The sequence below is a fragment of the Amycolatopsis sp. 195334CR genome (assembly GCF_017309385.1).
In the GTDB taxonomy this organism is placed as follows: domain Bacteria; phylum Actinomycetota; class Actinomycetes; order Mycobacteriales; family Pseudonocardiaceae; genus Amycolatopsis.
Map to the genome: position 1 here is coordinate 4804720 of NZ_JAFJMJ010000001.1, position 25691 is coordinate 4830410.

Sequence of the window (25691 nt, forward strand, 5' to 3'; positions counted from 1 at the left end):
CCCCGGGTGCAACGGAATTACCGCTGCGCCCACTGGAGCATGAACTTGCCCCACGGGTCGTCGGGCCTGCTGACCGCGATCGCCACCGCCATGCCCCGGCACCAGGCCCACAGGCGGTCGCGGTCGACGCCGGGGATCCGCTCGCTCAGCAGAGCCACGTTCCGGCGCGCGGTTTCCTCGTCGGTGACCCCGTCGAGCGCCCAGTCGACCAGGTCCATGGTCTGGTCGCCCAGGCTTGGCCGAGGATCGATGGCGACCAGTCCGCGCCCGTCGCCCGCGCGCACGAGGTTGCCCGCGTGCAGGTCACCGTGCACCAGGCCGGGCGTGCCGCTGGACGCCAGTTCGAGGCAGGCCGCGCGGCCGTCGGCGAGCAGGCCGGGCAGGAAGTCGTACGGCGGTAGCTGCCGCGCGCGGACGTCCATCAGGTCGAAGATGAACTTGACGCGTTCGGCCAGCGTCGGCAGTTCCGCGTCGTCCGGCGGGCCGACCCGGACCGCGGTCAGCAGCGGGGTGACCTCCTCGAGCGACCACGCGGAATCGGCCAGGGTTTCCGGGCTGGGCAACCATTCCAGCAGAACCGCGCCCCGGTCGGGCTCGGCTTCGAGGAGGTCGACCACCTGCCGGACGCCCGCCCAGCCGCGCAGCGCGACGGCCTCCTGCCGGGCGACCTCCGGATCGGGCGTCAGCTTCAGCACGGCGTGGCCGTGCTCGGCGGATTCACAGCGCAGCACCACGGAATTGCTGCCCGCCGGGAGCAGGTCGAGCGGGCGCAGGCCCCAGGCACCCGCGAATTCGGCGATCAGCGCGTCCAGTTCGTCGCACCACGCGGCGGCCGCGGTGCCGAACCGCTGCACGAGGCGGGCACGCGACGAATCCGGTAGCACGATCATGCGGTCATTATGGGAGGAACTCGGGCAACCGCTGAGCGATTTTCTCCGGCGACGGCATCGCGGCGATCTCCGCCTGTACCGATCGCGCGGCTTCCCGATAGCCGTTTTCCCTGGGGGACAGCAGTTTCCGCGCGTGGTCGGCAATCTCCTCGGTGGTGCCGGTGAGCCCGGCGCCGGCGGCGCTGACCGCGTCGGCGTTGGCGAACTGGTCGGCGCCCTGGGGCAGCAGCAGTTGCGGCACGCCGGCAGCGAGCGCGCCGAGGGTGGTGCCGCTACCGCCGTGGTGCACCACCAGGTCGGCGTGGGGCAGCAGGTCCGCCTGCGGCACCCAGGACCGGACGGTGACGTTGGCGGGCACGTCCCCGAGCTGGTCCGGCGTCACCCGTCCGGTGGCGACCACCACCTCCGCGTCCAATGCGGCCAGTGCGTTCACGGCGGTGGTGAGCAGTTCCGCGGTGCCGAACGCGGTGCCCAGGGTGAGGTAGATCAGCGGTTTCGTGTGCTCCACCCGCCACGGTTCGGGTGGGGAGAACGGCACCGGTCGCACCGGGATGCGCCGGCCGTTGTCGAGGAAGTCCTTGTCCTGCAAGGAAGGCGGGCAGATGTCGAAATGCGGCCGGTCGGGGGCCACGGCCATCGGCAGTTCGAGGCCGATGCCGGGCGGGACCATCCGGCCGAACCCGTGCCAGATCCCCGGGATCCCGGCGCGGGTCGCGGCGATCGCGGCGCCGGGCAAGCCCCATTCGTGCACCACCAGGTCCGGCCGCAACCGGTCCAGTTCGGGCGCCAGGTCCTCGGCGTAGATCTCGTAGAAGGAGTCGGCGGGCCGGAACGGCCGCAACCCGTTCGCCGCGAGCGGGGCGTGGACCTCCTCACCGGCGGCGAAGTGCACCTCGTGCCCGGCCGCCCGCACGGCGATCGCCAGCGGGATGAGGGGATAGGTGTGACCGACCGACGCCAGGCTGGCGAAAAGCACGCGCATGGACCGAACCTACGCGAGCGCGTCCAGTTTGCGCCGCAGGAGCCGTCGATCGGCTTCGGACCCGGCCAGCTCGATCGCCTGCTCGTAGGCCGTTCTGGCCTCGTCGATCCGGCCGAGCCGGTGCAGCAGGTCCGCCCGCGCGGCGGGGTAGGGGTGGTGGGTGCGCAGCAGCGGCTCGCCGGCGAGTTCGTCCAGCAGGGCCAGGCCCGCCTCCGGGCCGTCGCGCATGGCGATGGCGGCGGCGCGGTTCAGCGAGACCACCGGCGAGGGGGTGAGCTGCTGCAATACTTCGTAGAGCGCGACGATCTGCGGCCAGTCGGTGCTCGCGAGATCGGCGGCTTCGTCGTGCAGCGCGGCGATCGCGGCCTGGACCCCGTACGGGCCGGGCGGGCCGCCGGTCAGCGACGGCGGCACCAGCGCGCTGCCCTCGGTGATCATGGCGCGGTCCCAGCGGGTGCGGTCCTGGTCGTCGAGCAGCACCGGTTCGCCGCCGGGTCCGGTGCGCGCGTCGCGGCGGGCGTGGACCAGCAGCATCAGCGCGAGCAGGCCGGTGACCTCGCGTTCGGCGGGCAGCAGCCGGTGCAGGATCCGGGTCAGCCGGATCGCCTCCTCGGCCAGGTCGAGGCGTTGCAGGTCCGGGCCGGAACTGGCCGCGTAGCCCTCGGTGAAGATCGAGTACACCACCTGGAGCACGCCGGGCAGACGGTCCGGCAGCTCGTCCGGGGCGGGCACGCGGAACGGGATGCGGGCTTCGCGGATCTTCTTCTTCGCGCGCACGATCCGCTTGGCCATGGTGGCGGGCGGGACCAGGAACGCCCGTGCCACCTCGGGGGTGGTCAGGCCGGCGAGGCAGCGCAGCGTCAGGGCCGCGCGGTCCTCGGCGGGCAGGGCCGGGTGCGAGCAGGTGAAGAACAGTTGCAGGCGCTCGTCCGGCAGTTCGGCGTCGTGCTCGCCGGGGACCGGCGCCGCTGCCGCGCGGTCGGCCTCCACCTGCAGCACCGCGAGCCGGGTGGCGAGCACCTGGTCGCGGCGGAGGCGGTCGACCGCGCGGCGGCGGGCGGTGGTCATCAGCCAGGCACCCGGCTTGGGCGGTACGCCCTCGACGGGCCAGCGCGCCAGTGCCACCTCGATGGCTTCGGAGGTGACCTCCTCGGCGAGGTCGAGGTCACCGAAGCGCCGCACGAGGGCGGCGAGCAGCCTGCCGTGCTCCTCGCGGAAGACGGCTTCGATCGAGGACACAGACGACACCGGCGCGCTCATCCGGATCAGGCGTCGAAGTCGGCGACCGGCCGCACCACGATGGACCCGCCACCGCGGGATCCCGGGCAGCGCGCCGCCCAGTCCAGCGCGACGTCGAGGTCCGGCACGTCGATGACGTAGAACCCGCCGAGGACCTCCCGGGTCTCGGCGTAGGGGCCGTCGGTCACCGTCCGCTTGCCCTCGGCGTCGACGCGCACCGTGGTCGCGGTGACCAGATCGGCCAGCGACTCGCCGGAGACCAGGATCCCGGCGTCGCGCACCTCCTTGTCGTAGGCCATCCAGTCGGCCGGAGTGCAGTCCGGCTCGGTCTGCCCGGCGGCGGCCTGGATCAGCATCAGGTACTTCATGGTGTGCTCCTTAGCGGCTTGACTGCCCTCACTACGAACGGGCCGGGACCGGATGGACAGCCGCACCCGAAAAAAATTCTTCCACGTTCGAAAGCCGGGGGTCAGGAGCCGGGCATCGGGGCGTCGAGGAAGGTGGGGATGGCCGGGAGCAGGTGCTCGGTGCGGTCCACCAGGCCGATGTGCGAGGACCCCGGGACCACCAGCAGCTGCGAGGCGGGCATCGGCATCACGTCGCCCATCACGCCGCCGCCGAGGAGGCGGAACATTTCCACCGTGTGCTCCGGGGTGACGATGTCCGAGTCTGCGGCGATCAGCTGCACCGGGGCCTTGATCGCCCTGACCTGGTCGGCGGTCAGCTCCGGCATGCTCAGGTCGAGGTCCTTCGTCTTCTCCAGGAACACCGGCCAGTGCGCGGGATCCGGCGCCTTCGCCAGGTACTCCGCCTCGAACACGCTGCCAGCCAGGTCCTCCGGCTTCAGCTGGTCGATCCCGTCCAGCGTGCCGGGGTGCAGGCCCGAGTTGTTGTACGAGACCGCCGCCAGCACCAGCTTCCGCACCCGGTCCGGGTGCCGGACGGCGATCTGCAGCGCCACCGAGCTGCCCATGCTGTACCCGAAGAAGTCCGCCTCGGCCAGGCCGAGGTGGTCGAGCAGGGCCACCGTGTCGTCGGCCATCCGCTCGATCGACAGCGGCTCGTCGCGGTCGGCGGTGTGCCCGTAGCCCTGCTGCTCGACCGCGATCACCTGCCGCGTCCGCGCCAGCTCGGGCATCAGCTTGCCGAACGACGTGGTGATGGTGGACAGCGAACCGTGCAGCAGCACCAGCGGCTGCTGTCCCCGCCCCTGCGTCTCGTAGTACATGTTCAGGCCGTTGACCTGGGCGTAGTTCCCCTGCGGCGGCGCGAGTCCTGGCTCGGCCGCCTGCCCGCCGCCACCCGACTGGCAGCCGGCGAGCAGCAGCACGGCGAGCGCCGCCGCGGTGGTGGGCCTGAACTTCGGGGTCATCGGGATCTCCTCCGGTCGCTGGCGGGTGCACTGAAGTGTCGAGCGGCACCCGCCCGGATCGACAGCGCGCCGGAGGATTTCCCCGGAACGCTCAGAACTGCCCGCGGGCCAGCCCGATCAGCCGGTCGAGCACGTGCCCGCCGCTCGCCCGCAGTCCGTTGTGCTCGTACTCGTTGGTCAGCCACGGCCGCATGGTCGGCAGCAACCGCACGGTCTCCTCCGACAGCGCCCGGTCGACGTAGGCGTCCTCGGCGTAGATCGCCGCGGCGCAGGGCACCTCGCACTCCCGCAGCCGGTCGGCGTCGTACAGCCGCGGCCACTCGTGCTCGGCGAGCAGTTCGGCCGCCTCGGTCAGCGGTGCCAGCCCGCGGTCGTCGGTGAAGGTCCACGGGAAGACATGCTCCCCGGAGAACAGGGTCACGTCGTCCTCATACTCGGCGGGCTGGACCCGCGCGGCCGACCACCGGGTGCGGTGCCCGTCGGCGTAGCAGGCCTCGTGGATCACCGCGTAGAGCGGGTTGCGGGCGTTGAACGGCAGCGCGGCGGCCACGTCGTGGGCGAAGGCCGGGGAGGCCGGGTCGCGTTCGAGCAGGTGGTGCAGGTGCTCGGCGCCGTCGCTCATCCCGAGCACGCTGCCCACCTGGCGGAACAGGCGCCCGGTCAGCGTCGAGCCGTTGGGCAGCACGACCTCGCCGGCGTCGAGCCGCTCGTGCAGCGCGCGCACGCGGTCGCGGTCACCGGGGTAGCGCTGGTAGTACCGGCGGTTGCGCTCGAGCACGGTGGCGAAGGTGGCGCGGTAGATCTCGTCGATGTGCCGGCCGACCGGCGGCACCCCGCCGGTGAACAGCGCCTCGCGCAGCCCCTCCGGCGCGGTGGACAGGTAGTTCAGCGTGCAGAAGCCGCCGAACGACTGGCCGAGCACGCTCCACTTGTCCACCCCGAGCGCGCCGCGGATGAACTCGGCGTCACGCACGATCGAGTCCGCGCGGAAGTGCTTGAGGTAGTCGGCCTGCTGCCGCGGGGTGCGGCCGGGCAGCGTGCCGACCGGGGTGGATCGGCCGGTGCCGCGCTGGTCGAGCATCAGCACGCGGTAGTCGCGCAGCGCGCGGGCCAGCCAGCCGGGGGTGACCGGCGAGCCGGTCGGCCGGGGCGCCTCCTGGCCCGGTCCGCCCTGCAGGAACACCAGGAACGGGCGGTCGCGGCCGCCCGGATCGGCGACCTCCCGCGCGAAGACGGTGAGCTGCTCGCCATCGGGGTTGCCGTGGTCGAGCGGGACCTGGAACTCGTGTTCGGTCAGGACCAGTCCGGGGATGTGCACGGTTTCAGCCACGCACCCGATCTTGCCAGCCAGGTGTCGGCCTCGCGCTGACCGCGGAGCCGGACCACCACCAGGTCCGGGTGCCGGTTCTCGGTGATCAGCCGCGCCACCCTGGCCCGGATCCACGCGTGCCGCCGCCAGGACTCCCGGACGATGTGGTCGCGGTCGGTGAAGAAGGTGTGCAGCGGGCTTTCGAGGTTGCCGCCCTCGATGGGCCTGCCGCGGCCGAAGCGGCGCTGGACCGTGCGGTTGATCACCCTGGCCGTGGTGAGCCAGCGCGGGTGGTCGAGCCAGACCAGTACCTGGGTGCGGGCGGTCAGCTGTTCCCTGACCTCCTCGCCCTGCCACTCGATCGACCACGCGTCGCCGTCGACGTAGGCGAGCACCTTCTCCTCCCAGTCGGGTAGCACGGTCCAGTTCGGCCCGTGGAAGAAGGACTCGAACTGGACGAACGGCAGGCCCAGCCGGTCGCTGAGCTGCTCCGCCAGCGTGGTTTTCCCGGCGCCGGGGGCACCGGCCACCGCGATTCGCCGGGGCCGGTCGATGGGCATGGGGTCGGTCGGTCCGAGCAGGCGCATGGCCCAAATCTAACGGCATATGGCCGTCCGACTATTTGACAATGACGTTCATGTTCGGCAACTCTGCGTCGGGCGAACGGCGGAGGCGACGTGTTCATGGGGAAAACCCGGCAGGCCGGGGAAAAACGGGGTGCGGGACGGGACGCGGTGGTGGTCGCCGCCGGGCTGGGGGCGGTGCTGGTCGCGTCGGTCGTGCTGGCGATCGGCCTGGGGTCGGCGGTGATCGCGCCGGCGGACACCGCGCGGTACCTGTGGGCCGCGCTGGTCGGCGACGGCATCCCGGCCGAGGAGTTCACCCGCTACCAGATCATCTGGCAGGTGCGCACACCGCGCGTGCTGCTGGCCGCGGTGATCGGCGCCGGGCTCGGCGCGGTCGGCGTGGCGATCCAGGCGATGGTGCGCAACGCACTGGCGGATCCGTTCATCCTCGGCGTTTCGTCCGGGGCTTCGGTGGGCGCGGTCGCGGTGACCTCGTTCGGCGCCTTCGCCGTGTTCGGCATCTACGCGGTGTCGATCGGCGCCTTCCTGGGCGCACTGCTGGCGTCCGTGCTGGTCTACGTGGCGGCCCGGTCGCGCGCCGGGATCACCCCGCTGCGGCTGGTGCTCACCGGGGTCGCGCTCGCCTTCGGCTTCGAGGCGGTGATGAGCCTGATCATCTACTTCGCGCCGGACAGCGAGGCCACCAGCACGGTGCTGTACTGGACGATGGGCAGCTTCGGCGGCGCGACCTGGGGTTCGCTGCCGGTGGTGGCGTTCGCGGTGGTCGCCGGGGTGGTGCTGCTGCGGCGGTACGCGCGCAGCCTGGACGTGCTGTCCCTCGGCGACGAGACCGCCGCCAGCCTCGGCGTGCGCACGGAAACCCTGCGGCGCGGGCTCTTCGTGCTGACCGCGGTGGTCACCGGCGCGATGGTCGCGGTGAGCGGCGCGATCGGGTTTGTCGGCCTGGTGATCCCGCACCTGGTGCGGATCGTGTTCGGCGCTTCGCACGCGCGGGTGCTGCTGATCGCGCCGCTCGCGGGGGCGATCTTCATGGTCTGGGTGGATCTGGCCGCGCGCACCGTGGTCGCGCCCCGCGAACTGCCGCTCGGGGTGATCACCGCGCTGATCGGCGTGCCGGTTTTCGTCACCCTGATGCGGCGTCGCGGCTACCTGTTCGGAGGGCGTTGAGGTGGAACTCCGCTTCGAGGACGTAAGTGTTGCGCTGCAAGGGAAAACCCTGGTCGACAAGCTGGGCCTGGTGGCGGGTTCCGGGCAGGTCACCGGGCTCGTCGGGCCCAACGGCTCGGGCAAGTCGACCGCGCTGCGCTGCGTGTACGGCGCGCTGAAGCCGAGCGGTGGCGCGGTGTGGCTGGGGGACACGGCGTTGGCCGAACTCGGGCACCGCCGTGCCGCGCGGGCCGTCGCCGCGCTGACGCAGGAAAGCAGCAGCGAGTTCGACTTCACCGTCGCCGAACTCGTGGAGATGGGCCGATTTCCGCACCTCACCGGCAACCAGGCGCTGACCACCCGGGAAAAGGAGCTGTGCCGCGACGCGATGGACCGGCTCGACGTCGCGCACCTGGCCGAACGCGGGGTGCTGACGCTGTCCGGCGGGGAACGCCAGCGCGTGCTGATCGCGCGAGCGCTGGTGCAGGAACCGGCCGTGCTGGTGCTGGACGAACCGACCAACCACCTCGACGTCCGGCACCAGATCGAACTGCTGTCGCTGCTGCGGACGCTCGGCCTGACCGTGCTCGTGGTGCTGCACGACCTCAACCTCGCGGCGGCGGTGTGCGACCGCATCGGCGTGCTGTCGGCCGGTTCGCTGGTCCGCGCCGGGACTCCGGCCGAGGTGCTCACCGCCGACCTCGTGCGCGAGGTGTTCGGCGTCGAGGTGACCGTGGTGGACCATCCGCTCACCGGCGACCCGCAACTGCTCTACGCCCTGACCAGTGACAGAAGGAGTTCGGTGTGAACAAGAAGAAGGCGGGTCCCGTCCTGGCGGCGGCGCTGCTGCTCTCGGGGCTTTCGGCGTGTGGCGCGGAGGTCGAAGGCGGTGCGCCGGCGGCGCGGGAGACGGTGGTGAAGCGGTGCGGGGAGGACGTCCGGTACAAGACCCCGCAGCGGTCGGTGGTCTACGAGGCGGGCAGCGCGGACAAGATGTTCGCGCTCGGGCTGACCGACCACGTGCACGGGTACGTGATGCCGCCGGCGAACCCGCCGGTGCAGGAATCCCCGTATGCCGCGGAATACGCGAAGGTGCAGTTCCTCGGCGACGACCTGCTCAACCGCGAACTCGTGGTCGACGCGCAGGCCGATTTTGTGGTGGCGGGCTGGAATTCGGGGTTCAGCGACCAGCGCGGCATCACCCCGGCGATCCTGGACGGGCTCGGCATCCAGAGCTTCATGCACAGCGAATCCTGTTTCAACTACCCGAAGTTCCCGGAGAAGGTGACGCCGTTCGAAGGCCTGTACACGGATCTGGAGCGGATGGGGCAGATCTTCGGCGTGGCCGACCGGGCGCAGCGGCTGGTCGCCGAGTACCGGGGCCGGGTGGACCAGGTGGTCGCCGCGGCGCCGAAGGGTGAGCCGGTGAAGGTGTTCCTCTACGACTCGGGCACCGACCAGGCCTCGACCGCCGGGAACCAGGTGCCGCCCAACGACATCATCCGGTTCGCCGGCGGCCGCAACATCTTCGACGGGGTGGACGCGCGCTGGACCAAGGTCGGCTGGGAGGCGGTGGTCGACGCGCAGCCGGAGGTGGTGGTGATCCTCGACTACGGCGACAAGCCGGCGCAGGAGAAGATCGACTTCCTGAAGTCCTCGCCCGCGACCGCGCAACTGCCCGCCGTGGTGAACAACAAGTTCTACGTGCTGGACTACAACGAGGGCATCAGCGGCCCGCGCAACATCAACGGCCTGGAGGGTTTCGCCAAGTACCTGCGCGAATTCCAGCGTTAACCCCGAACGCGCGCGACGACGCACCGATAGGGGAGGGACCGGGTTTCCCGGATCGGGGCCGGGCTGCCGTCGGAGCAGGCGGTGTCCAGGTAGAGGTGGCGCACTTCGTACGGGTAGCCGTCGGGGTGGCCGGGCGGGAAGACGTCCCAGGCGAGCGGGTCCTCGCGGAGGAGGCGGGCGTCGTCGCGGGTGCGCGGGTCGGCGAGCAGGAGGGACCACATCGCGTCGTCGGTGGTGGCGGGGATCTCCGGGTGGGTGGGCAGCAGGATCGAGGCGAGGCCGCGGACCACCGCGTTGGGCACCACGTTCTCCCAGGTGCACAGGTAGTCCGCTTCGCCGGCGGCGAGTTCGGCCAGGTAGGCGGCGGTGTCCCGATCGGTGTGGACCTCGCCGTCGACCAGGCGCAGCCGGGCCAGCGTCGCGGGCGCGGGCTCGGTCAGCCGGGCGTGGGCCCGGCCGCTGCGCACGAAGGACTCCAGGTGGTCCAGCTTCAGCGCGCCCCGGCGGCCACGCAGTACCGACGGCCCGCCGGCCTCCACCGCCAGCACGTCCTCTACGTCGACGCCGTGCTCGGCGAGCAGCGGCTTCAGCTCGCGGATCTGCCGGACGCCCAGTTCGTGGTGGTCCAGCCCGCCGACGCCTTCGAAGGTGTGGCTGAACGGCAGGTGCCCGAGGTCGTGCACCAGCGCGGCGACCCTGGCCGCCTGGTCGTCCGGGGCGAAGTGCGCGACCAGCGACAGCAGCCCGAGGCTGTGCTCCAGCCGGGTGTAGGTCTGGTGCGTGGTGACCGCGGCCGCCCCGGCGTGCGCGACGAACTGCAGCCGCCGCACCGGGCGGCACCGCAGCAGGCGCCGCTCCACCGGGGTCAGCCGGAACTCCACCGCCCACAGGGGATCGGCGTACCGCTCCGACCGGCCGAGGATCCCGGCAACCGCGTTCACGCCCCGAGCGTATCCAAGGCAGCCGAACCAAGGGGGACATCACATGCGAGGCCGGATCCTGCTCGCCGCGCTGCTCGGCGCGGCCCTGACCGTCACACCGGCCCAAGCCGCCGAAGCGGGCTGCACCTGGACCGAAACGCCGATCCCGGGCGCCGACACCTGGGGCACCACGCACGTGGCCGGTGGCACCGGCACCGGGAACTACGCCGGATCGGTGCGCCGCGTGGAGAACGACCAGCTGGTGGTGCAGCTGGTGCTGTGGGCCGGCACCGACGCGCCCGGCCGCACGCAGCTGCCGCCACCGGGGTACCAGCAGGCCGCCGCGGTGGACCAGAACGCGGCGGGCACCGTGCTGGTCCGGGCCTACGCCCTCGACCAGACCGGTGCCGCCGTCTTCCGCTATCACGACCTCGGCGGCTACGAAGCGCTGACCGGGTTCAAGCGCGTCGACCCGGTGGCGATCAACGACCGCGGTGACGTGCTCCTCACGGCGTTCGTGGACAACCGGACCGAGGCCGTGGTGTGGCCCGGCGACGGCACCCCGCCGGTGGTGCTCGACCTCCCCGCGGACAACTACGTGGTCCAGGCCACCGACCTCGACAACGACGGCACGGTCCTGCTCCACCTCGCCCAGGGCCCGCACCTGTGGCGAGCCGGGATGCTCACCCCGCTGGCCACGCCGCCGGGGTACCGGCTGACCGCCGCCACCTCGCTGCGCGGCGGCCTCGCCACCGGGTACACCCGCGGCCTCGACGAGGTGGCGACCTACCAGGCCCTGCTCTGGGCCGATCCGGCGAACCCCGAGCCGATCAAGGGGGCCGCCATCGCCGACGAGGTCAACGCCGGCGGCCAGGTGATCGGCCGGGACGCCGGGTTCGCCGACGCCGTCTGGCAGCGCACCACCTTCGTCGACCACTTCCCGCAGAACGCCTTGCCCACCAGGGTTTTCGACGACGGCAGCATGCTCGCCGAGCGCACCGGCGGCTACTCGGTCTGGCGCGGCGCCTGCGTCGGGTCCAGTTAGGACAGCATGCCGCCGTCGACCCGGAGCACGACACCGGTGACGTAGGAGGCCCGGTCGCTGAGCAGCCACGCGGCCGCCTCGGCGACCTCCGCCGGGTCGGCGGCGCGGCCCAGCGGCGTCCCCGCGTTGAGCCGGTCGATGACGCCCGGCGAGGCCTTGTCCCAGTCGAGCAGCATCTCGGTGAGCGTGGTGCCCGGCGCCACGGCGTTCACCCGGATGCCCACCGGGCCGTAGGTGGCCGCGGCCGAGGCGGTGAGGCTGTTCACCCCGCTCTTCATCGCGCCGTACGAGGGCAGCTCCGGATTGGCCATCAGGCTGCCGACGCTGGTGTTGTGCACGATGGCGCCGGTGCCCGCGGTCGCCCGGATCGCCGCGACCTCGGCGACCATGGCCAGCCAGGGGGCCTTCAGGTTGACCGCGTACACGTGGTCGAAGTCGGCTTCGGTGGTCTGGTCCATCGGTCCGGGCGGGGCGTTGGTGGCGGCGTTGTTGAAGGCCACGTCGAGGCGCCCGTGCAGGTCGACCGCGCGGTTCACCGCGGCGCGCACGCTGTCCGGGTCGGCGAGGTCGCAGACCACGTAGTCGGCCGTGCCGCCGTCCGCGCGGATCTCCTCGGTGACCGCCTTGAGCTGGGTTTCGGTGCGGGCGGCGAGCACGACACGAGCGCCTTCGCGGGCGAACAGCCTGGCCGCGGCGGCGCCGATGCCGCGCCCGGCGCCGGTGATGAAGGCGACCTTGTCGTCGAGCAGGCCGGTGGTGGTTGTCGTAGTCATGCTTCGAGCCTGCGTCGGAGCGCCGCGCTCAGCCAGGCATCGGCGATACCTGGCTGAGCCCGCCGCGGCACGCGCACACTGGGGAGGTGGATCGAGCGGAACTGGCCGGCTTCCTGCGCAGCAGGCGGGAGCGGATCACCCCGGCCGACGTGGGACTTCCCGCCGGTCGCCGCCGCCGGACGCCGGGGGTGCGGCGCGAGGAGGTGGCGCAGCTGGCGTTCATCTCGAACGAGTACTACACACGGCTGGAGCAGGCCAAGGCCCCGCGCCCGTCGCGCGAGGTGCTGGCCGGGTTGGCCCGCGCGCTGCGCCTGTCCGACGCCGAACGCGACTACCTGCACCACCTCGCCGGCGCCCCGCCCGGCCCGCCGCCTGGACCTTCGCGCGAGGTGCGGCCGAGCATCCTCGCCCTGCTGGACCGGCTGCCGACGGCCGCCGCGGTGGTGCTGTCCGCCGCGTACGAGGTGATCGCCTGGAACCCGCTCGCCGCCGCACTGATGGAGGACTTCTCGGCGTTGTCGCGCCGGGACCGCAACCTGCTCCGCCGCGCGTTCCTCGAACCACGTCCCGAGGGCGTGCGGTTGTACGGCGTCGCCGACGGTGAGGAGTTCGCCGAGAGCGCGGTCCGGCACCTGCGGGCCGTCGCCGCGCGGTACCCCGACGACCCGGAACTGACCGCGCTGATCGCCGAACTCCGGGACGGCAGCGCCCACTTCGCGCGCCTGTGGGACGCGCGCGAAGTGAACGCCCGGCCGAACCTGTGCAAGACCTTCCACCACCCGGTGGTCGGCTCGATCACCGTGGTCTGCGACGTGCTCGACATCGCCGACCGCGACCAGCGCGTGGTGATCTACACCGCCGAACCGGGGTCGCCGTCGGAGGAGGCGCTGCGGCTGCTCTCGGTGGTCGGCACCCAGCGGCTCGACGTGCCCGGCTGATCCGGGCGCCCGCGGAAGAGCAGGCCGAGCCAGATCAGCCCGCCCATCACCGCGACCAGCAGGTACTCGATCACCGGGATGCGCACGATCTCCTGCAGGTCGCCGAGCGAGCGCGAGCCGTAGACCGCCACCGCCGCGGCGAGGTAACCGATCCCGATCGTCCACCGCGTGCGGAGGCCGAGGCCCAGCCCGTGCATCTGGGTCACCACGAAGACCCCGAGGAAGCCGAACAGGAACATCGGCCACATCCCGTCCGGGCCCGAGTTCATCACCGCGACCAGCGTGCCGTGCACCGCCACCATCAGTTCCAGCGTCAGCGTCCACCAGCGGTTGGTGTGCGCGCGGGTGAAGAAGAGGCTGCCCTGGAACAGCAGCAGGAACATGTAGAAGAAGCCGATCAGGTGACCGCTGGTGGTCTCCATCGGGTGGTACCAGAAGGTGTAGATGGCCGCCCAGCTGAACAGGTAACCGTGGTACTTGCGGGCGAACCGGACCACCTCGGCCGACAGCGGCGCGCGGCGGCCGAAGAACAGCCCGCGGCGGCGGTTCTCCATCAGCAGCACCACGATCAGCAGCAGCACCACCGAGCCCTGCGAGCTGAAGATCGACACGTCCTGCGCCAGGCCGTCGTAGAACACCCGGGTCTGCACCTCGTGCAGGGCGATGAAGCCGAGGTTCGCGGCCAGCGCGATCACGTTCACCCGGTGCAGGCCGTTGGTGTAGCGGCGGACGTGCCGCTGGGCGTAGAAGATCAGCCACCACGAGACGAGCTGGTGGGCGGCGTACCCGAGCCAGGCCGAGGCCCTGGTCCAGAAGGTCGGGTCGGGCAGTTTCCAGTAGTACCAGGACGCGCCCTGGTCGGGGAGGAGGGTGACGTTCAGTCCCTGGCCCAGCAGCCAGACGAGCCCGGTCAGCACGACGGCGGCGGACACGCCCCAGAGCGGCAGCCACCGCGAATTGCTCAGCATGCTGAACATTCTGCATAATGATCAGCAGGCTGAGCAAGTGGGGGGTGAGAGGATGCTGGGCGTGCCGAGGAGAACCCGTCCGGTGGCGCCCGAAGAGGTGGACCCCGGAGATGTCAGTTCCTGGCCGACCGGGCGGTTGCTCTCGGTGGCCGCCAGGGTGGTCGAATCGCGGTTCGACGACGTGCTCGCCGGGCTCGGGCTGACCCACGCCGGGTTGATCGTGCTGCACCACCTGGACGCCGAACCGCGGTCGCAGCGGGAGCTGGCGGTGCTGTGCCGGGTGACCGACCAGACCATGAGCCGGACCATCGAGCGCCTGCAGCGCACCGGGTTCGTCGAGCGCTCGAACGATCCGGCGGACCGGCGGCGCACCATCGTCCGGCTGACCGAGGCCGGTGGCCGGGTGCTGGCGAGCGCGCGCCGTGAGGAGCGCGAGTCGGAGTCGTTGCTCGGTGTGGTCGACGACTACGACCACTTCCGGGCGCAGTTGCTGAAGCTGATCCGGCACGGGAGCGCCGGGCGGTAACACCGCGCCGAGCAGGGGCGACTACGGCCCTGAGGGGACGGACTGCGAGGCGCGGATGAATCGGGATCTCCCAGCCGGTGCGCTGGACCGGCTGCTCGCGGCTTGGCGCGCGGAAATCGACAGCGTGCCCGTGCCGGAACTCGTTTCCACCGAACAGGCGCTGGTCATCATCACCAAGGCGGCGGGTTGCCCCTGTCGCTCCGGCCGGGGCCGCAGGCACGGCCCCGCGAGGAAGCGGATGGTGTGCCGCCCGATGGGCTTCCTCCGCACCCGGCGCGGCCGAACGGGCCGGTGACGCCTCAGAACTCGGCCACGCGCTGTTCCTCGTCGGTCAGCGGCTCCGGCGTCGGGAGTCGCACCCGGCGGCGAACCGGCGAAGCGGGGTGGCGGTCCGGATCAGGTTTTCGTGGCCCACCAGTAGAAACGCCAGCCCATGCTGCCGAATCCGGCTGGTTCCACGGCGGTGACGCTGGCCACCCGCCCGGCGGACCTCGCCGCCAGGTTGAGCGCGAGCCAGCCGCCGCGGGAGATGCTGGCCAGGTGCACCCGGGGGTGGCCGATGCCGGTGAGCACCTCGGCCAGCCAGGCAGCGTGCTCCCCGGCGTCCCGCACCGGGCGGCTCAACCTGCCGCGCCCCGGCTCGTCGATGGTGTCCACGGCGAAACCGGGTGTTCTTCGCTCAGGGGGTACCACGAGACGGAGGTACTGAGCGCACCGTGGAGCAACACGATCGGCACACCCCGTCCCGTTGCCGCAGCGCCTCGTTGTGGGCGCTGGTTGCCCACCGCGGGTGGCGCAGGCATTATGAACGCAGGTTCATGAACGCGTGTTCATAGAGGAGGTACCGCATGTCCGGCATCGTCAACACCGCGCAAGCTGAGGCCTGGAACGGCTACGAGGGCGAGCACTGGGCCTCCCACGACGATCGGTACGACGCGGTCAACGGGGGCTTCAACGAGTTCGTGCTCGAGGCGGCCGGCATCACCGAGTCCGACCGCGTGCTCGACCTCGGCTGCGGCAACGGCCAGCTGACCCGGCAGGCCGCCCGCCGCGCGCATCGGGGCCGGGTGGTCGGCGTCGATCTCTCCGGGCCGATGCTCGCCACCGCGCGCGCCAGGGCGAAAGCCGAAAGCCACCTCACCTTCGTGCAGGCGGACGCGCAGGTCCACCCGTTCGAGCCCGCCGGCTTCGACGTGGCGCTGAGCCGGTTCGGGGTGATGTTCTTCGCCGACCCCGTTGCCGCGTTCGCCAACGTCCATCGGGCGCTGGCACCCGGCGGGCGCCTCGCTTTCCTCTGCATGACCGCGCTCGACGGCACCGATCTCGGCCGCGTGTTCGCCGCGATGGAGCCGTACCTGCCGCGGCCGACCGGCGCCGACGGCACCGGGCCGACCTCGTTCGCCGATCCGGCGCGCAGCCGGGAAGTGCTGTCGGCCGCCGGGTTCACCGGCATCACCTGCACCCGGGTCGAAGCCGACCAGGTCTGGGGCCGTGACGTCGAGGACGCGGCGGGCTTCATGGCCGACTGGGGACCGGTGCGCTACCACCTCGGCCTGGTCGAACCGGAAACCGCGGCGCACGCGCGCGCCGCCCTTACCGAGGCCTTGCGCCCCTTCGCCCAGGCTGACGCGGTCCGGTTGCGCGGCACGGCCTGGCTGGTCACCGCGCTCAAGCACGGAGGAGAACCGGTTGTCCCCACGTAAAGCGGCCGCGCTGCGGCACACCGACGGCCGTTCGCTCCGCGAGCACCTGATCGCCACCGCCGGGCGGATGATCTCCGCCCGTGGCACGGCCGGGCTCACCGTGCGGGCGATCGCGCGGGAGGCGGGCGTCGCCGACGGTGTGCTGTACAACCACTTCGCCGACAAGGAGGAACTGCTGGCGAACGCGTTGCGCGCGCACGTCCGTGCCGTGGAGGCGGAACTCGGCGAACTGCCCGAGCCCGGTTCCGGCACCATCGAGGGAAACCTGCGCGCGCACCTGGACTACGGGCTGGCGCTGCACCGGGGCATCCTGCCCGCGTTCACCGGGCTGCTCGCCCAGCCCGCCGTGCTCACCCGGTTCGGCGAACTCGACGGCGGCGGGGACGAGTGGCGCGACCGGCTGCGCAAGTACCTGCGCGCCGAGCGCGCGCTCGGCAGGCTGGCCGCCGACGCGCGGGTGGACGCGGCGGCGGCGATGCTGGTCGGGCTCTGCCACGAGGCGGTGCTGTCCGGCCTGCTCCCGCACACCGGGCGCGCCCGGCCCCCGGCCGTGCGGGACGTGATCGATGTGCTGCTGTCGGGGATCAGCTGAGCACCAGCGAAGCCGCCGCCGGGGCCAGGTACAGCAGCGGGGCCGGGATGTGCGCCCACGACCGCGCCCGCAGCACGGTGACCAGCGCACCGGTGAAGTACAGCACCAGCCCGATCGCCGCGGCCACGCCGACCCACGGCACGAAGAGCCCGGCGATCAGCCCGGCCGCACCGGCCAGTTTCGTGCCGGCCAGCCACGGCCACCACGACCGCGGCACGCCGTAGTCGGCCAGCGGCCCCACCACGAATTCCGCCTTGGAGTAGATCGCGAAGGCCGAGAACGCGGCGAGCGCGGCGGCGACGGTGGTGACGACGACGTAGGTGGTGGACATCCGGACTCCTCATCCGTGCGGGCAGGTCATCGGGTCGACCCGCCCGCCGCCGAGGATGTGACACGGGCTAGGAGTAGTCGTTGAACTGCACGGTCACCGTGTGCCCGGCCGACGGCCAGTTGACCACCGGCACCGTGCGCGCCCGCCCGCCACCACCCCGGGCCACCTCGGTGACGCGGATGGTCCCGGCGGGCTGGGCGGCCAGGTAGGTGTCGACCGCGGTCAGGAACGGCAGGGCGTTGAACGGGGGCAGCACGGTACCCGGCGCGGAGGTCAGGTCGCAGTTGTCGTCGAAGGCGAACGCGGCGAGCACCTGGCGCGCCCGGGGTGCGACGGCCGGGCCGAGCAGGTTGACGCCGTCGAACTCCAGGCGGTCGCTGTCGGCCTGGTCGGACCACCACTCACGCCCGCGCAGCACGGTGACCGCGGTGTGCGTGGGGCACTTGTCGACGTAGTCCCCGATGCCGCCCGGCGCGGAGACCTGCAACCGGAGGAACCGGTCGCTGCGCTCGAACGGCTCGAAGTAGTAGTGGTACGTCTGCTCGCCTTCGCGGAGCAGAACGGCCTCGTAGTGCTTGTGCCCGTTGACCTTCAGCGGCCCGAACGAGCCGTCCGGCGCGGTCGGCAGGTCGTGCGCGGGCGCTCCGCGACGCACCCCGTCGACGACCTCCCACACCTGCAACCGACCGGCGATCCCGGTGTTCTGCGGGAAGTGGACCGCGCGGCCGGAGATCCGGACCAGGCCGGGTGGTTCGGGGACCACCTCGGTGGTGATCGGCGGCCGTCCGCGCAGGAACTGGTGGATGTGCCCGAAACTCTCCGCGGCGGTGGCGGTTTCGGTGTGCCCGAGGTGCGTTAGACGGACGTTGACCGCGCCACCGATGCTGCCCTCGGGTTGCAGGCCGCCCCACAGCGCGAGCGTCGGCACGCCGCCGGGCTGGGTGGCACTGGACCGGCCGTCGACGTTGACGTACCGGTGCACCAGCGCCGCCCGGTCCGGCGTGGCGAGGAAGGCGTGCATCACCGTGGTACCCCGCGAATGCGCGATTATGTCCACTGTGGACGAACCGGTGCGCGCCCGGACGTCGGCGACGAACGCGTCGAGCCCGGTGATGGCGTGGTCGTTGGTCAGGATGCTGGTGTCGTACTCGTAGGAGAACAGCCGCTCGTCGGCGTAACCGTTGACGGAGAAGCGTTTCGCGTTGGACTGCCACTGGTGCGCCGAGCCCTGGTGACCGTGCACGAAGATCACCGGCGTGCTGCCGCCCGCGGCGTCGTCGTGGTTCTGCTTCGCGTCGGCGGCGAGCAGGTACCCGGCGCGGACGTTGCGCGCGTCCGCCACGGCGACCTGGTCGGTGTAGTACTCCACGCTGGGGTAGAGCTTCGCCAGGGTCGCCTGGTCGAACGGCTGGTAGGTGCCGAAGAGCTGGCAGAACGTCTCGCCGCTGTTGTCCCCGGTGTTCAGCGCGGTCGGCACCGAGACCTGCGAAAGCCGGATCCCGCCCACGGCCAGCCCGAGTTCGTCGCGTTTCTTGACCGGGCCGTCGAATTCCAGCGGCGGCGCGGTCGGTGGTGGCGTCCCGCGCTCGGCCCAGCGCCGCAGGTGCTCGTACGCGGCGGCCGTGACGTGGTGCACCGGAACCCGGCTGAACGGTGGCTTGTCGCAGTCGTACTGGGGTGCCGCGCCGAGATCGCGCTCGGAGATCGGCGCGCGGTAGACCTGACCCTGGTACCCCGAATGCGCGCCGCCCGCGACCTCCCACCGGCGGAACTGCGCGGTGTCCGGCGGGCGGTGGGGGTTGCGCACATCGGTCTCGGACAGGATCTGGAACACGGGTTCCTTGCCGACCCGGGTCGGCGCGCTGCCGACCACGAACGCGTACCCGTCGAACACCGGCGTCTGGTGCGGAAGGACCTTGTCGTAGAGCACGGTCATCCGGCCCGCCGACTGGGAAGCGCCGATGGCGAGCAGCGTGCGCGGCTTCAGCCCGCCCAGCACCGCGCCGGTTTCCACGGCGTGGCCCGCCTGCGTGAAGATGTCGTAGGACAGCTCGTCGGCGTTGTGGCGACCGCCGCCGGTCACGTCGAGAGTGCCGTAGCGCGCCGGGCTCCACCCGCGGAGGTGGTCGACGCCGACCCGCTGGGCCGACACCCCGATCCACGCGTGCCCCGCGCGGAGCACCGATTCCGCGTTCCACAACGCGTCCAGGTCGTACCCGGCGGTCACGTTCTGCCATTCGACCAGCGCCGTCCCGCTGAAGTCCTCGGCCCGCGCAGGCCGCCGCACCACCACGCGCGTGGTGTACGGGACGTCGGTGCCCACCTGCGTGCCGTCGGCCGCCCAGCCGTCGGCGAGGCCGGAGACGTGGAACTCCTGCTCCAGGTAACCCCGCGCGGCGAGGTCGGCGGGAGTGGAGAAGAACGGGTAGGTGTCCTCGATCCGTTCGGCCTTCGGATCACCGGGCACGGTGCCGGGCAACGGGCCGACGACCTGAGGCACCAGAGACGCCGGAGGCGCGGCGGTGGCGGGCAAGGAGGTCGGGAGGAGCAGGCTGACCGCTAGGACCAAGCCCCACACGGACTTCGACATGTTGGCTCCCACACGGCGATGGGCGAGACCTGGCGAACGTAACCGGCCCGCCACGCCGGGTGCCAGGAACGTGAGACCGCGGTCTCAGCCGGGGCGCAGCACCGCCAGGGCCGCCCGCTCGACCAGTTCGGGATCGGGGGCGGGCGCGCCGAGGAGCTCGGCGTAGACGGCGGATTCGATGATGCGCACGTACAGGTAGGCCATCTGGTCGAGCGCGGTGGGCGACCACGGCCGGTCCCGGTGCGCCTCGCGCAGGATCTCGCGCTGCACCGAAACCACCCGCCGGTGCACCACGCCGGAGGTGGTGAACAGCACGCGTGCGGCGGTTTCCGGTTCGCTGCGCAGGAAAGCGCGGAACGGCAGTGCCGCGTGCAGCTGGCCGACGAACCACCGCGTGACTTCCAGAACGCCCTCGTCACCCGCGTGCCTGCGTCGTCGCCGGGCCGTGGCCAGCAGGCGGTCGGTGAACCGCCACAGCACCTCACCCAGCAGGCCGTCCCGGCTGTGCGCCACCCGGTAGAGCGTGGCGCGGCTGACCGCGAGGCTCGCCGCCAGCCGGTCCATGTCGACCCCGCCGTGCTCCAGGAAGAACCGGCACGCACCGCGCACGACCTGCTCGTGGCTGACCACCCGGCCCGTCATCGCCGCCTCCCGCGCTCGCTCCCCGCCATCATGGCGTGCGCAGGACCGCGAACCAATCACGCATGCGCCGCAACAGGTCCAGCTGGTGGTCCCGTTCGCTGATCCGGTGGCCCTCACGCGGGTAGACGATGAACTCGTGCGGCACACCGTGGTGGCGCAGCGCGCGGTGGTAGCAGATGGCCTGGCTCAGCGGAACGTTCGTGTCGTTCTCGCCGTGCACGATCAGGACCGGCGTGGTCACCTTCGCGGCGTGGGTCACCGGGCTGAGTTCGGCGGGCAGCTCGCGGTTCGTCCAGTACATGCCGCCGCCGAGCCCGCTTTCCAGCACGCCTTCCTCGCCGGTGGCCACGAGCATGCCCCAGTCGCTGATCCCGGCCCCGACCAGCGCGGCCTTGAACCGCCCGGTCTGCCCGACCGCCCAGGCGGCGAAGAACCCGCCGTGGCTCCAGCTGCCGATGCCCAGCCGGTCCGGATCGGCCACCCCCTGCTCGATCAGCAGGTCGATGCCGGTGAGCACGTCGGTCCATTCCTCGCGCCCGACCGCACCGGCCACCGACGCCGCGAACTCGTGCCCGTGACCGCGCCCGCCACGCGGGTTCGGCAGGAACACCGCGTGCCCGTCGGCGGCGAACCACTGCGCGGAGGGGAACCAGTGCAGGGAAAGCTCGTCGGCGTACCGGCCGTACGGGCCGCCGTGCGGGATCGTGATGAGCGGGAACGGCCCGTCCTCGCGGGTGCGGCCCGGCGGCAGGATCAGCAGGCCGTCCAGGTCGAGACCGTCGGATGCCTGGTAGGACAGGCGTTCCTGGGTGCCCCAGTCGATGCCGCGCAGTTCCGGCCGGGTGTCGCTGAGCTGTTCCAGTGGCCCTTCCGGCGGGCCCGCGTGCACGTTCCTCGGTTCGTAGCTGGTGCTCGCGAGCAGCGCGATCCGCTCGCTCGAAACGCTCAGCGCCGACAGGCTTCCCCGGTGGTGGAGCACTTTCTGGAACGTCTCGCCGGTAAGGCGGTACAGCGCGGTGTCGAGGCCTTCTTCGAAGAGAACGAGCGGATCGCCGTCGGGTGACGGCACCAGTTCGACCGGGCAGCGGGGCTGACCGGCGGTCAGGTTGCGGTGATCCGCGTCGAACACCGCGAAGCCGCCGATCGGCTGCGTGTTGGCGAGATAGGTGATCCGCCATTCGCCGCCCGACCGCCGCCAGACCGGCGAATGCGCCAGCAACTCCGTCTCGCCGAGGTGCTCGACGTGCCCGGTCTCCAGTGCGACGAGGTGCAGTTCGGTGGTGGGGTGCACGGGATCCTGGTCGGGCGTGGCCCTGGTGAGCACGGCGAGCAGGTCGTCGCCGGGCCGCCGCGCGAGTTCGAGCACGTGCCTGCCCGGCAGCACGTCGAGCGGCCGGACCTCGCCGTTGTCCAGCAGGGCCAAGCCGTTGACCGCCGGTGGATCGGTCCAGACCACCGGATCCCGGTGGTGCGCAGGCGGTTCGGTCACCAGTACCACCCGGCCGTCGTCGAGCGGCAGGCAGTCGGACACCCCGCCGGCGAGCTTTTCCCCGCCCTCCGGGGAAATCCGGTGCAGCTCGCCCGCGTGGACGTAGTACAGCCAGCGCGAGTCGGGCGACCAGCGGAGTCCGGTGCCGCGCACCCCCAGCGAGCCGGTCGAGGCCAGCCACAGCTCGCCGCCCACCAGGTAGGCGACCTCGCGGCCGTCCGGCGAGATCCGGGGTTCGGCGGGGGTGGCGGCGTCGGTGATCAGTTCGGCGGTCAGTTCGGTTCCCACAACGCCCCAACCTAGCGACAATGGCCGCCATGTGGACGCCCAACTACGGACACCCCTTCGAGCCGATGCCCTACCGGCCCGCTCGAACGCCCGCGGAGCAGTCGCTGGCCACCGCCGCCGACCTGCGCCGCCGCATGGACACCCGCCGCACGGTGCGGGAGTTCTCCACCGATCCGGTCCCCGAGCAGGTGGTGCTGGACGCCATCGCGGTGGCCGCCACCGCGCCCAGCGGGGCGCACCAGCAGCCGTGGACCTTCGTGCTGGTCTCCGACGACGAGGTCAAGCAGCGCATCCGCGAGGCCGCCGAGGAGGAGGAACGCGTCTCCTACGAAGGCAGGCTGGGGGAGGAGTGGCTGTCCGCACTGCGGCCGCTCGGCACCGACGCGGTCAAGACCCACCTCACCGACGCGCCCTACCTGATCGTGGTCTTCCAGCAGCGCTACTTCCTCGACGAGCACGGCGAAACGCACAAGCACTACTACGTCGACGAGTCGGTGGGCATCGCGGTCGGCATGCTGCTCACCGCGCTGCACCTGTCCGGGCTGGCCGCGCTGACGCACACGCCGTCGCCGATGCGGTTCCTCGGTGAACTGCTGGACCGGCCGCGCAACGAGAAGGCGTTCGCGGTCATCCCGGTCGGCTACCCGGCCGACGACTGCGTGGTGCCGAACCTGGTGCGCAAATCGCTGGACCAGGTGCTGGTGCGCCGCTGAGGGTCAGTGCGGCTGGCTGTACTGCTGCGGTTGCTGCTGCCACTGCGGCGGGGTCGGCACCGGCTTCGGCCGGTTGCCGACCGCCGCGGCGGCGACCATGAAGCCGACCCCGGTCAGCGAGAGCATGATCTGCAGGGCGAAGTGGTCGGCGTCCAGGCGCAGCAGGGAATCGGAGCTGTGCGTGGTGTTGCACTCGACCCGCGCGGAGGCCTTGTCCGGCGGCTCGCAGGTCCATTCCAGCGACCCGCGCAGGCGGGCTTCGTCGGACATGACGGCGGCGACGCCGAAGGCCGAGCCGAGGAAGAGGAAACCGAGGATCAGGAAGGTGAGCTTCACCGCCGCCAGCATCCGGGCCGCGCTTTCATGGCGCTTTCACGTGTGGGTCGATCGGACCCTGGGCAGGCCGGACCCCCCGATTTAAGTTGCTTGTTGTCGAACTGATCGCCCGATGAGTCAATCGGCAACTGCGGGGAGAACAGGGATGAACGGAAAACTGCGCCGGTTCGCGGTGGTGCTGGCGGTGGCCGCCGGCGGGCTCGGGATCTCGGCGGGGAGCGCGCAGGCGGCGAGCTTCGTGCCGATTCCCGGCAACTACGAATACAACCCGGACCGCGGGGCGTGGCACGACTACTGCACGCTCTCGCCGGACATGCCGGTGGTCCCGCCGTGGGGTCAGGTCGACTTCCGCGGCCCGTGCGCGAACCACGACATGTGCGAGGAAGCGGGCGGGGCCAACACCCTGCGCTGCGACCGCCTCTTCTTCGACCTGATGCACCAGCAGTGCGAGCACACCTTCGGTACCGGCCCCGCGCGCGGCCCGTGCGATTTCATCGCCGACACCTACTACAACGCCGTCCGCAACACCGGGAACTGACCGGCTCGGCCCGGCCGTGCCAGGGCCGGCCGGGCCGTTCCCTTTTCAGAGCGCGGGGAGAACCGCCACGCCGTCTTCGTCGGCGTAGAGCTGGTCCCCCGGCGTGAAGGTGATGCCGCCGAAGGTGACCGGGGTGTCCACCGCACCGGCGCCGGTTTTGGCGCTCTTGCGCGGGTTCGTGCCCAGCGCCTTGATGCCGAGCGGCAGCTCCGCGAGCACCGCGCTGTCGCGCACCGCGCCGTTGACCACCAGCCCCGCCCAGCCGTTCTCCACCGCCGAGCCCGCGATCAGGTCGCCGGTCAGCGCGGTGTGCAGGGAACCGCCGCCGTCGATCACCAGCACCGCGCCCCCGCCCGGCGTGCGCAGCAGCTCGCGCACCAGGCCGTTGTCCTGGTTGCAGGCCACGGTCCGCACCGGGCCGGAAAACCGCCGGTGCCCGCCGAATTCGCGGAACTGCGTGTCACAAACGAGCAGCCGCTCGCCGTGTTCGTCGACCAGGTCGGCGGTGCTGAAGTTCTTGCTCACGGGCGACGCGGCCTTTCTTCGCGAAGTCTGGGAGAACACGCCCAGTTTGCGCTACGGTACTCGCTGCTGACATCGCGCCCGGCGCGATGTGACGTCCGTCCCCGCCGTTGTGGAGCTGCGCACATGCCGTCCTGTCCCGGGCCTGTCCGAACGCCCATCGCCCGGCAGCGCGGTCGTGGTCCCGGCGCGGACCCCCTGGTCGCGATCGCCTAACCGGCCGGCCTTTCCCCCGCCCGGCCGACCGTGAGGATTTCATGGAATACCCCTTGCTGCTGGCAGGCTTGAGCTGCCTGCTGTTGCTCGCCATCGTGCTCGCCGTGCTGTTGCTCCGGCAGCGCAACGTCACCGCCGCCGTCGGCCGGTACCGCGACGCCGCGGTCGCCGAGCTGAACGCGCGGGAAGCCGAGGAACGGCACCTGCGCGAGGTGCGGCTCCCGGCGGTCGCGGAATCGCTGGCGAACCCGTCGGTGAGCGTGCCCGGTCCCTTGCGGGACAACGGTCACGACCCGCACCGCGCGGTGCTCGACACGATCACCGAACTGCTCGGCCAGACCCGCCGCGACTCCGCCGATTCCGCCGCCGCGACCCTGCGCGCGATGATGCGCACGGTGCAGAACCTCGCCGGTGAGCAGCAGGTGCTGATCTCGGCGATGGAGGACCGGCACGACGACCCGTCGGTGCTCGACGGCCTGCTCGGCCTCGACCACGCGAACTCGCAGCTGGGCCGCCGCGCCCAGGCGACCGCGGTGCTCTGCGGTTCGTGGCCCGGTCTGCAGCGGTCCGCCGCGACGCTGACCGACGTGGTCCGCGGCGCCACCGGCCGCATCCGCGACTACGCGCGCGTCCAGATCCCCGCGCCGTCGGACACCGCCGTGGTCAGCCAGGCGGTAGAGCCGGTGGTGCTCGCGGTGGCCGAGCTGCTGGACAACGGCGCCCGCCACTCCCAGCCCGGCTCCCCGGTGCAGGTGACTTTCCAGCAGGCGCACAACGGCCTGGCCATCATCATCGACGACGCCGGCGTCGGCATGACCGTGGAAGCGGTGCAGCGCGCGGCCTGGCTGCTCGGCGGCCACGGCGGGCAGGACATCGCCTCGCTCGGCGTGCCGCCGCGCATCGGGTTCGCGGTGATCGGCGCGCTCGCCAACCGGTACGGCTTCCGCGTCTCGGTGGACACCCGCTCGCCCTACGGCGGTGTGCGGGCCGTGTTGTTCCTGCCGACCGAACTGCTCACCCGGATCACCACCCCGAGCCCCGCCCCGGCCGTGATCGCCACACCCCCGGCCCCGCGCACCGAAACCCCCGCCGTGACCACTGAACCCGCCCGACCGGCCGAACCGGTCCCCGCGAAGGCACCGGACCTGGGCACCACCGCCCACGGCCTGCCCCGGCGCCGCCGCCGCACCCCCGCCGCCGCCGCGTCCTCGGCCCCCCCGGAGAGCGGGAAGGCGTAGTGGA

General features: G+C 71.9%; 29 protein-coding genes. 12 read left to right on the top strand and 17 right to left on the bottom strand.

All coding sequences use genetic code 11. The features are described from left to right. Positions 1 to 17: 17 nt before the first annotated feature. From JYK18_RS22590 to JYK18_RS22620, 7 genes are all read right to left on the bottom strand, one after another. Positions 18 to 890 carry an aminoglycoside phosphotransferase family protein gene (locus JYK18_RS22590; RefSeq protein WP_206803919.1) on the bottom strand — a complete coding sequence of 291 codons (873 nt, stop codon included), beginning with the start codon at positions 888 to 890 and terminating at the stop codon, positions 18 to 20. A 7-nt stretch (positions 891 to 897) separates the two neighbouring features. Then, positions 898 to 1872: a glycosyltransferase gene (locus JYK18_RS22595; protein WP_206803920.1), complete on the bottom strand. Its 975-nt coding sequence runs from the start codon at positions 1870 to 1872 to the stop codon at positions 898 to 900. Positions 1873 to 1881: 9 nt separating this feature from the next. After that, a complete protein-coding gene (locus JYK18_RS22600; protein WP_307795993.1) occupies positions 1882 to 3120 on the bottom strand; it encodes an RNA polymerase sigma factor in 1239 nt (412 codons plus the stop codon). A gap of 17 nt (positions 3121 to 3137) precedes the next feature. Next, the gene (locus JYK18_RS22605) at positions 3138 to 3479 is read right to left on the bottom strand and encodes a YciI family protein (RefSeq protein WP_206803922.1); all 342 of its coding nucleotides are present in this window, start codon (positions 3477 to 3479) and stop codon (positions 3138 to 3140) included. A gap of 101 nt (positions 3480 to 3580) precedes the next feature. Continuing rightward, the gene (locus JYK18_RS22610; RefSeq protein ID WP_206803923.1) at positions 3581 to 4483 is read right to left on the bottom strand and encodes an alpha/beta fold hydrolase; all 903 of its coding nucleotides are present in this window, start codon (positions 4481 to 4483) and stop codon (positions 3581 to 3583) included. Positions 4484 to 4574: 91 nt separating this feature from the next. Continuing rightward, positions 4575 to 5813, bottom strand: a complete 1239-nt coding sequence (locus JYK18_RS22615) for an alpha/beta fold hydrolase (protein WP_206803924.1) — start codon at positions 5811 to 5813, stop codon at positions 4575 to 4577. Beyond that, positions 5777 to 6379 carry an adenylate kinase gene (locus JYK18_RS22620; RefSeq protein ID WP_206803925.1) on the bottom strand — a complete coding sequence of 201 codons (603 nt, stop codon included), beginning with the start codon at positions 6377 to 6379 and terminating at the stop codon, positions 5777 to 5779. The genes JYK18_RS22615 and JYK18_RS22620 overlap by 37 nt, the downstream gene beginning before the upstream one ends. 96 nt (positions 6380 to 6475) lie before the next feature. On the opposite strand from JYK18_RS22620, the gene JYK18_RS22625 reads away from it, so the two are divergent. The 3 genes from JYK18_RS22625 to JYK18_RS22635 are packed head-to-tail and all read left to right on the top strand — an operon-like array spanning position 6476 to position 9319. Next, positions 6476 to 7546, top strand: coding sequence for an iron ABC transporter permease (locus tag JYK18_RS22625; RefSeq protein ID WP_206803926.1), 1071 nt, complete (start codon positions 6476 to 6478; stop codon positions 7544 to 7546). A gap of 1 nt (position 7547) precedes the next feature. Continuing rightward, positions 7548 to 8333 (top strand): ABC transporter ATP-binding protein, encoded by a 786-nt coding sequence (locus JYK18_RS22630; RefSeq protein ID WP_206803927.1) that lies wholly within the window; start codon positions 7548 to 7550, stop codon positions 8331 to 8333. Then, a complete protein-coding gene (locus JYK18_RS22635; RefSeq protein ID WP_206803928.1) occupies positions 8330 to 9319 on the top strand; it encodes an ABC transporter substrate-binding protein in 990 nt (329 codons plus the stop codon). The genes JYK18_RS22630 and JYK18_RS22635 overlap by 4 nt, the downstream gene beginning before the upstream one ends. Here the strand turns inward: JYK18_RS22635 and JYK18_RS22640 are convergent. Beyond that, positions 9316 to 10260 carry an HD domain-containing protein gene (locus tag JYK18_RS22640; RefSeq protein WP_206803929.1) on the bottom strand — a complete coding sequence of 315 codons (945 nt, stop codon included), beginning with the start codon at positions 10258 to 10260 and terminating at the stop codon, positions 9316 to 9318. The genes JYK18_RS22635 and JYK18_RS22640 overlap by 4 nt on opposite strands. 43 nt (positions 10261 to 10303) lie before the next feature. Here JYK18_RS22640 and JYK18_RS22645 point away from each other — a divergent pair, with 43 nt between their 5' ends. Further along, positions 10304 to 11284: a hypothetical protein gene (locus tag JYK18_RS22645; protein ID WP_206803930.1), complete on the top strand. Its 981-nt coding sequence runs from the start codon at positions 10304 to 10306 to the stop codon at positions 11282 to 11284. On the opposite strand, the gene JYK18_RS22650 is transcribed toward JYK18_RS22645, so the two are convergent. Beyond that, positions 11281 to 12057 carry an SDR family NAD(P)-dependent oxidoreductase gene (locus tag JYK18_RS22650; protein WP_206803931.1) on the bottom strand — a complete coding sequence of 259 codons (777 nt, stop codon included), beginning with the start codon at positions 12055 to 12057 and terminating at the stop codon, positions 11281 to 11283. The genes JYK18_RS22645 and JYK18_RS22650 overlap by 4 nt on opposite strands. An 86-nt stretch (positions 12058 to 12143) precedes the next feature. On the opposite strand from JYK18_RS22650, the gene JYK18_RS22655 reads away from it, so the two are divergent. Continuing rightward, positions 12144 to 12995 (top strand): helix-turn-helix transcriptional regulator, encoded by an 852-nt coding sequence (locus JYK18_RS22655; protein ID WP_206803932.1) that lies wholly within the window; start codon positions 12144 to 12146, stop codon positions 12993 to 12995. On the opposite strand, the gene JYK18_RS22660 is transcribed toward JYK18_RS22655, so the two are convergent. Further along, a complete protein-coding gene (locus JYK18_RS22660) occupies positions 12908 to 13963 on the bottom strand; it encodes a hypothetical protein (RefSeq protein WP_206803933.1) in 1056 nt (351 codons plus the stop codon). The genes JYK18_RS22655 and JYK18_RS22660 overlap by 88 nt on opposite strands. Positions 13964 to 14024: 61 nt before the next feature. Between JYK18_RS22660 and JYK18_RS22665 the strand changes: the two genes are divergently transcribed. Then, on the top strand, positions 14025 to 14489 hold the full coding sequence (locus tag JYK18_RS22665; RefSeq protein ID WP_307795994.1) for a MarR family transcriptional regulator: 465 nt from the start codon (positions 14025 to 14027) through the stop codon (positions 14487 to 14489). 55 nt (positions 14490 to 14544) lie between these two features. After that, the gene (locus JYK18_RS22670; protein WP_206803934.1) at positions 14545 to 14784 is read left to right on the top strand and encodes a hypothetical protein; all 240 of its coding nucleotides are present in this window, start codon (positions 14545 to 14547) and stop codon (positions 14782 to 14784) included. A gap of 101 nt (positions 14785 to 14885) precedes the next feature. Here the strand turns inward: JYK18_RS22670 and JYK18_RS22675 are convergent, their stop codons facing one another. Continuing rightward, positions 14886 to 15146 carry a hypothetical protein gene (locus tag JYK18_RS22675; RefSeq protein WP_206803935.1) on the bottom strand — a complete coding sequence of 87 codons (261 nt, stop codon included), beginning with the start codon at positions 15144 to 15146 and terminating at the stop codon, positions 14886 to 14888. 191 nt (positions 15147 to 15337) lie between these two features. On the opposite strand from JYK18_RS22675, the gene JYK18_RS22680 reads away from it, so the two are divergent. Then, positions 15338 to 16192 (top strand): class I SAM-dependent methyltransferase, encoded by an 855-nt coding sequence (locus JYK18_RS22680; RefSeq protein WP_206803936.1) that lies wholly within the window; start codon positions 15338 to 15340, stop codon positions 16190 to 16192. Further along, on the top strand, positions 16179 to 16784 hold the full coding sequence (locus JYK18_RS22685) for a TetR/AcrR family transcriptional regulator (protein ID WP_206803937.1): 606 nt from the start codon (positions 16179 to 16181) through the stop codon (positions 16782 to 16784). Before JYK18_RS22680 ends, JYK18_RS22685 begins: the two co-directional genes overlap by 14 nt. Here JYK18_RS22685 and JYK18_RS22690 read toward each other — a convergent pair. The 4 genes from JYK18_RS22690 to JYK18_RS22705 form a co-directional block, all read right to left on the bottom strand. Next, positions 16777 to 17115, bottom strand: a complete 339-nt coding sequence (locus tag JYK18_RS22690) for a DoxX family protein (protein ID WP_206803938.1) — start codon at positions 17113 to 17115, stop codon at positions 16777 to 16779. The genes JYK18_RS22685 and JYK18_RS22690 overlap by 8 nt on opposite strands. 67 nt (positions 17116 to 17182) lie before the next feature. After that, positions 17183 to 19705, bottom strand: a complete 2523-nt coding sequence (locus JYK18_RS22695; protein ID WP_206803939.1) for an alpha/beta hydrolase domain-containing protein — start codon at positions 19703 to 19705, stop codon at positions 17183 to 17185. Positions 19706 to 19789: 84 nt separating this feature from the next. Then, positions 19790 to 20347, bottom strand: a complete 558-nt coding sequence (locus JYK18_RS22700) for a QsdR family transcriptional regulator (RefSeq protein WP_206803940.1) — start codon at positions 20345 to 20347, stop codon at positions 19790 to 19792. A gap of 28 nt (positions 20348 to 20375) precedes the next feature. Beyond that, entirely contained in the window at positions 20376 to 22124 is a 1749-nt protein-coding gene (locus JYK18_RS22705; protein WP_206803941.1) for a S9 family peptidase, read from the bottom strand. A gap of 20 nt (positions 22125 to 22144) precedes the next feature. On the opposite strand from JYK18_RS22705, the gene JYK18_RS22710 reads away from it, so the two are divergent. Next, the gene (locus tag JYK18_RS22710; RefSeq protein ID WP_206803942.1) at positions 22145 to 22837 is read left to right on the top strand and encodes a nitroreductase family protein; all 693 of its coding nucleotides are present in this window, start codon (positions 22145 to 22147) and stop codon (positions 22835 to 22837) included. 3 nt (positions 22838 to 22840) lie between these two features. On the opposite strand, the gene JYK18_RS22715 is transcribed toward JYK18_RS22710, so the two are convergent. Then, positions 22841 to 23173: a hypothetical protein gene (locus JYK18_RS22715; RefSeq protein WP_206803943.1), complete on the bottom strand. Its 333-nt coding sequence runs from the start codon at positions 23171 to 23173 to the stop codon at positions 22841 to 22843. 145 nt (positions 23174 to 23318) lie between these two features. On the opposite strand from JYK18_RS22715, the gene JYK18_RS22720 reads away from it, so the two are divergent. Next, positions 23319 to 23711: a hypothetical protein gene (locus tag JYK18_RS22720; protein ID WP_206803944.1), complete on the top strand. Its 393-nt coding sequence runs from the start codon at positions 23319 to 23321 to the stop codon at positions 23709 to 23711. Positions 23712 to 23756: 45 nt separating this feature from the next. Here the strand turns inward: JYK18_RS22720 and rraA are convergent, their stop codons facing one another. Then, complete coding sequence (gene rraA / locus JYK18_RS22725) at positions 23757 to 24236, bottom strand: ribonuclease E activity regulator RraA (RefSeq protein ID WP_206803945.1); 480 nt, start codon at positions 24234 to 24236, stop codon at positions 23757 to 23759. A 254-nt stretch (positions 24237 to 24490) separates the two neighbouring features. On the opposite strand from rraA, the gene JYK18_RS22730 reads away from it, so the two are divergent. Continuing rightward, positions 24491 to 25687, top strand: coding sequence for an ATP-binding protein (locus tag JYK18_RS22730; RefSeq protein WP_242579325.1), 1197 nt, complete (start codon positions 24491 to 24493; stop codon positions 25685 to 25687). Positions 25688 to 25691: the final 4 nt, after the last annotated feature.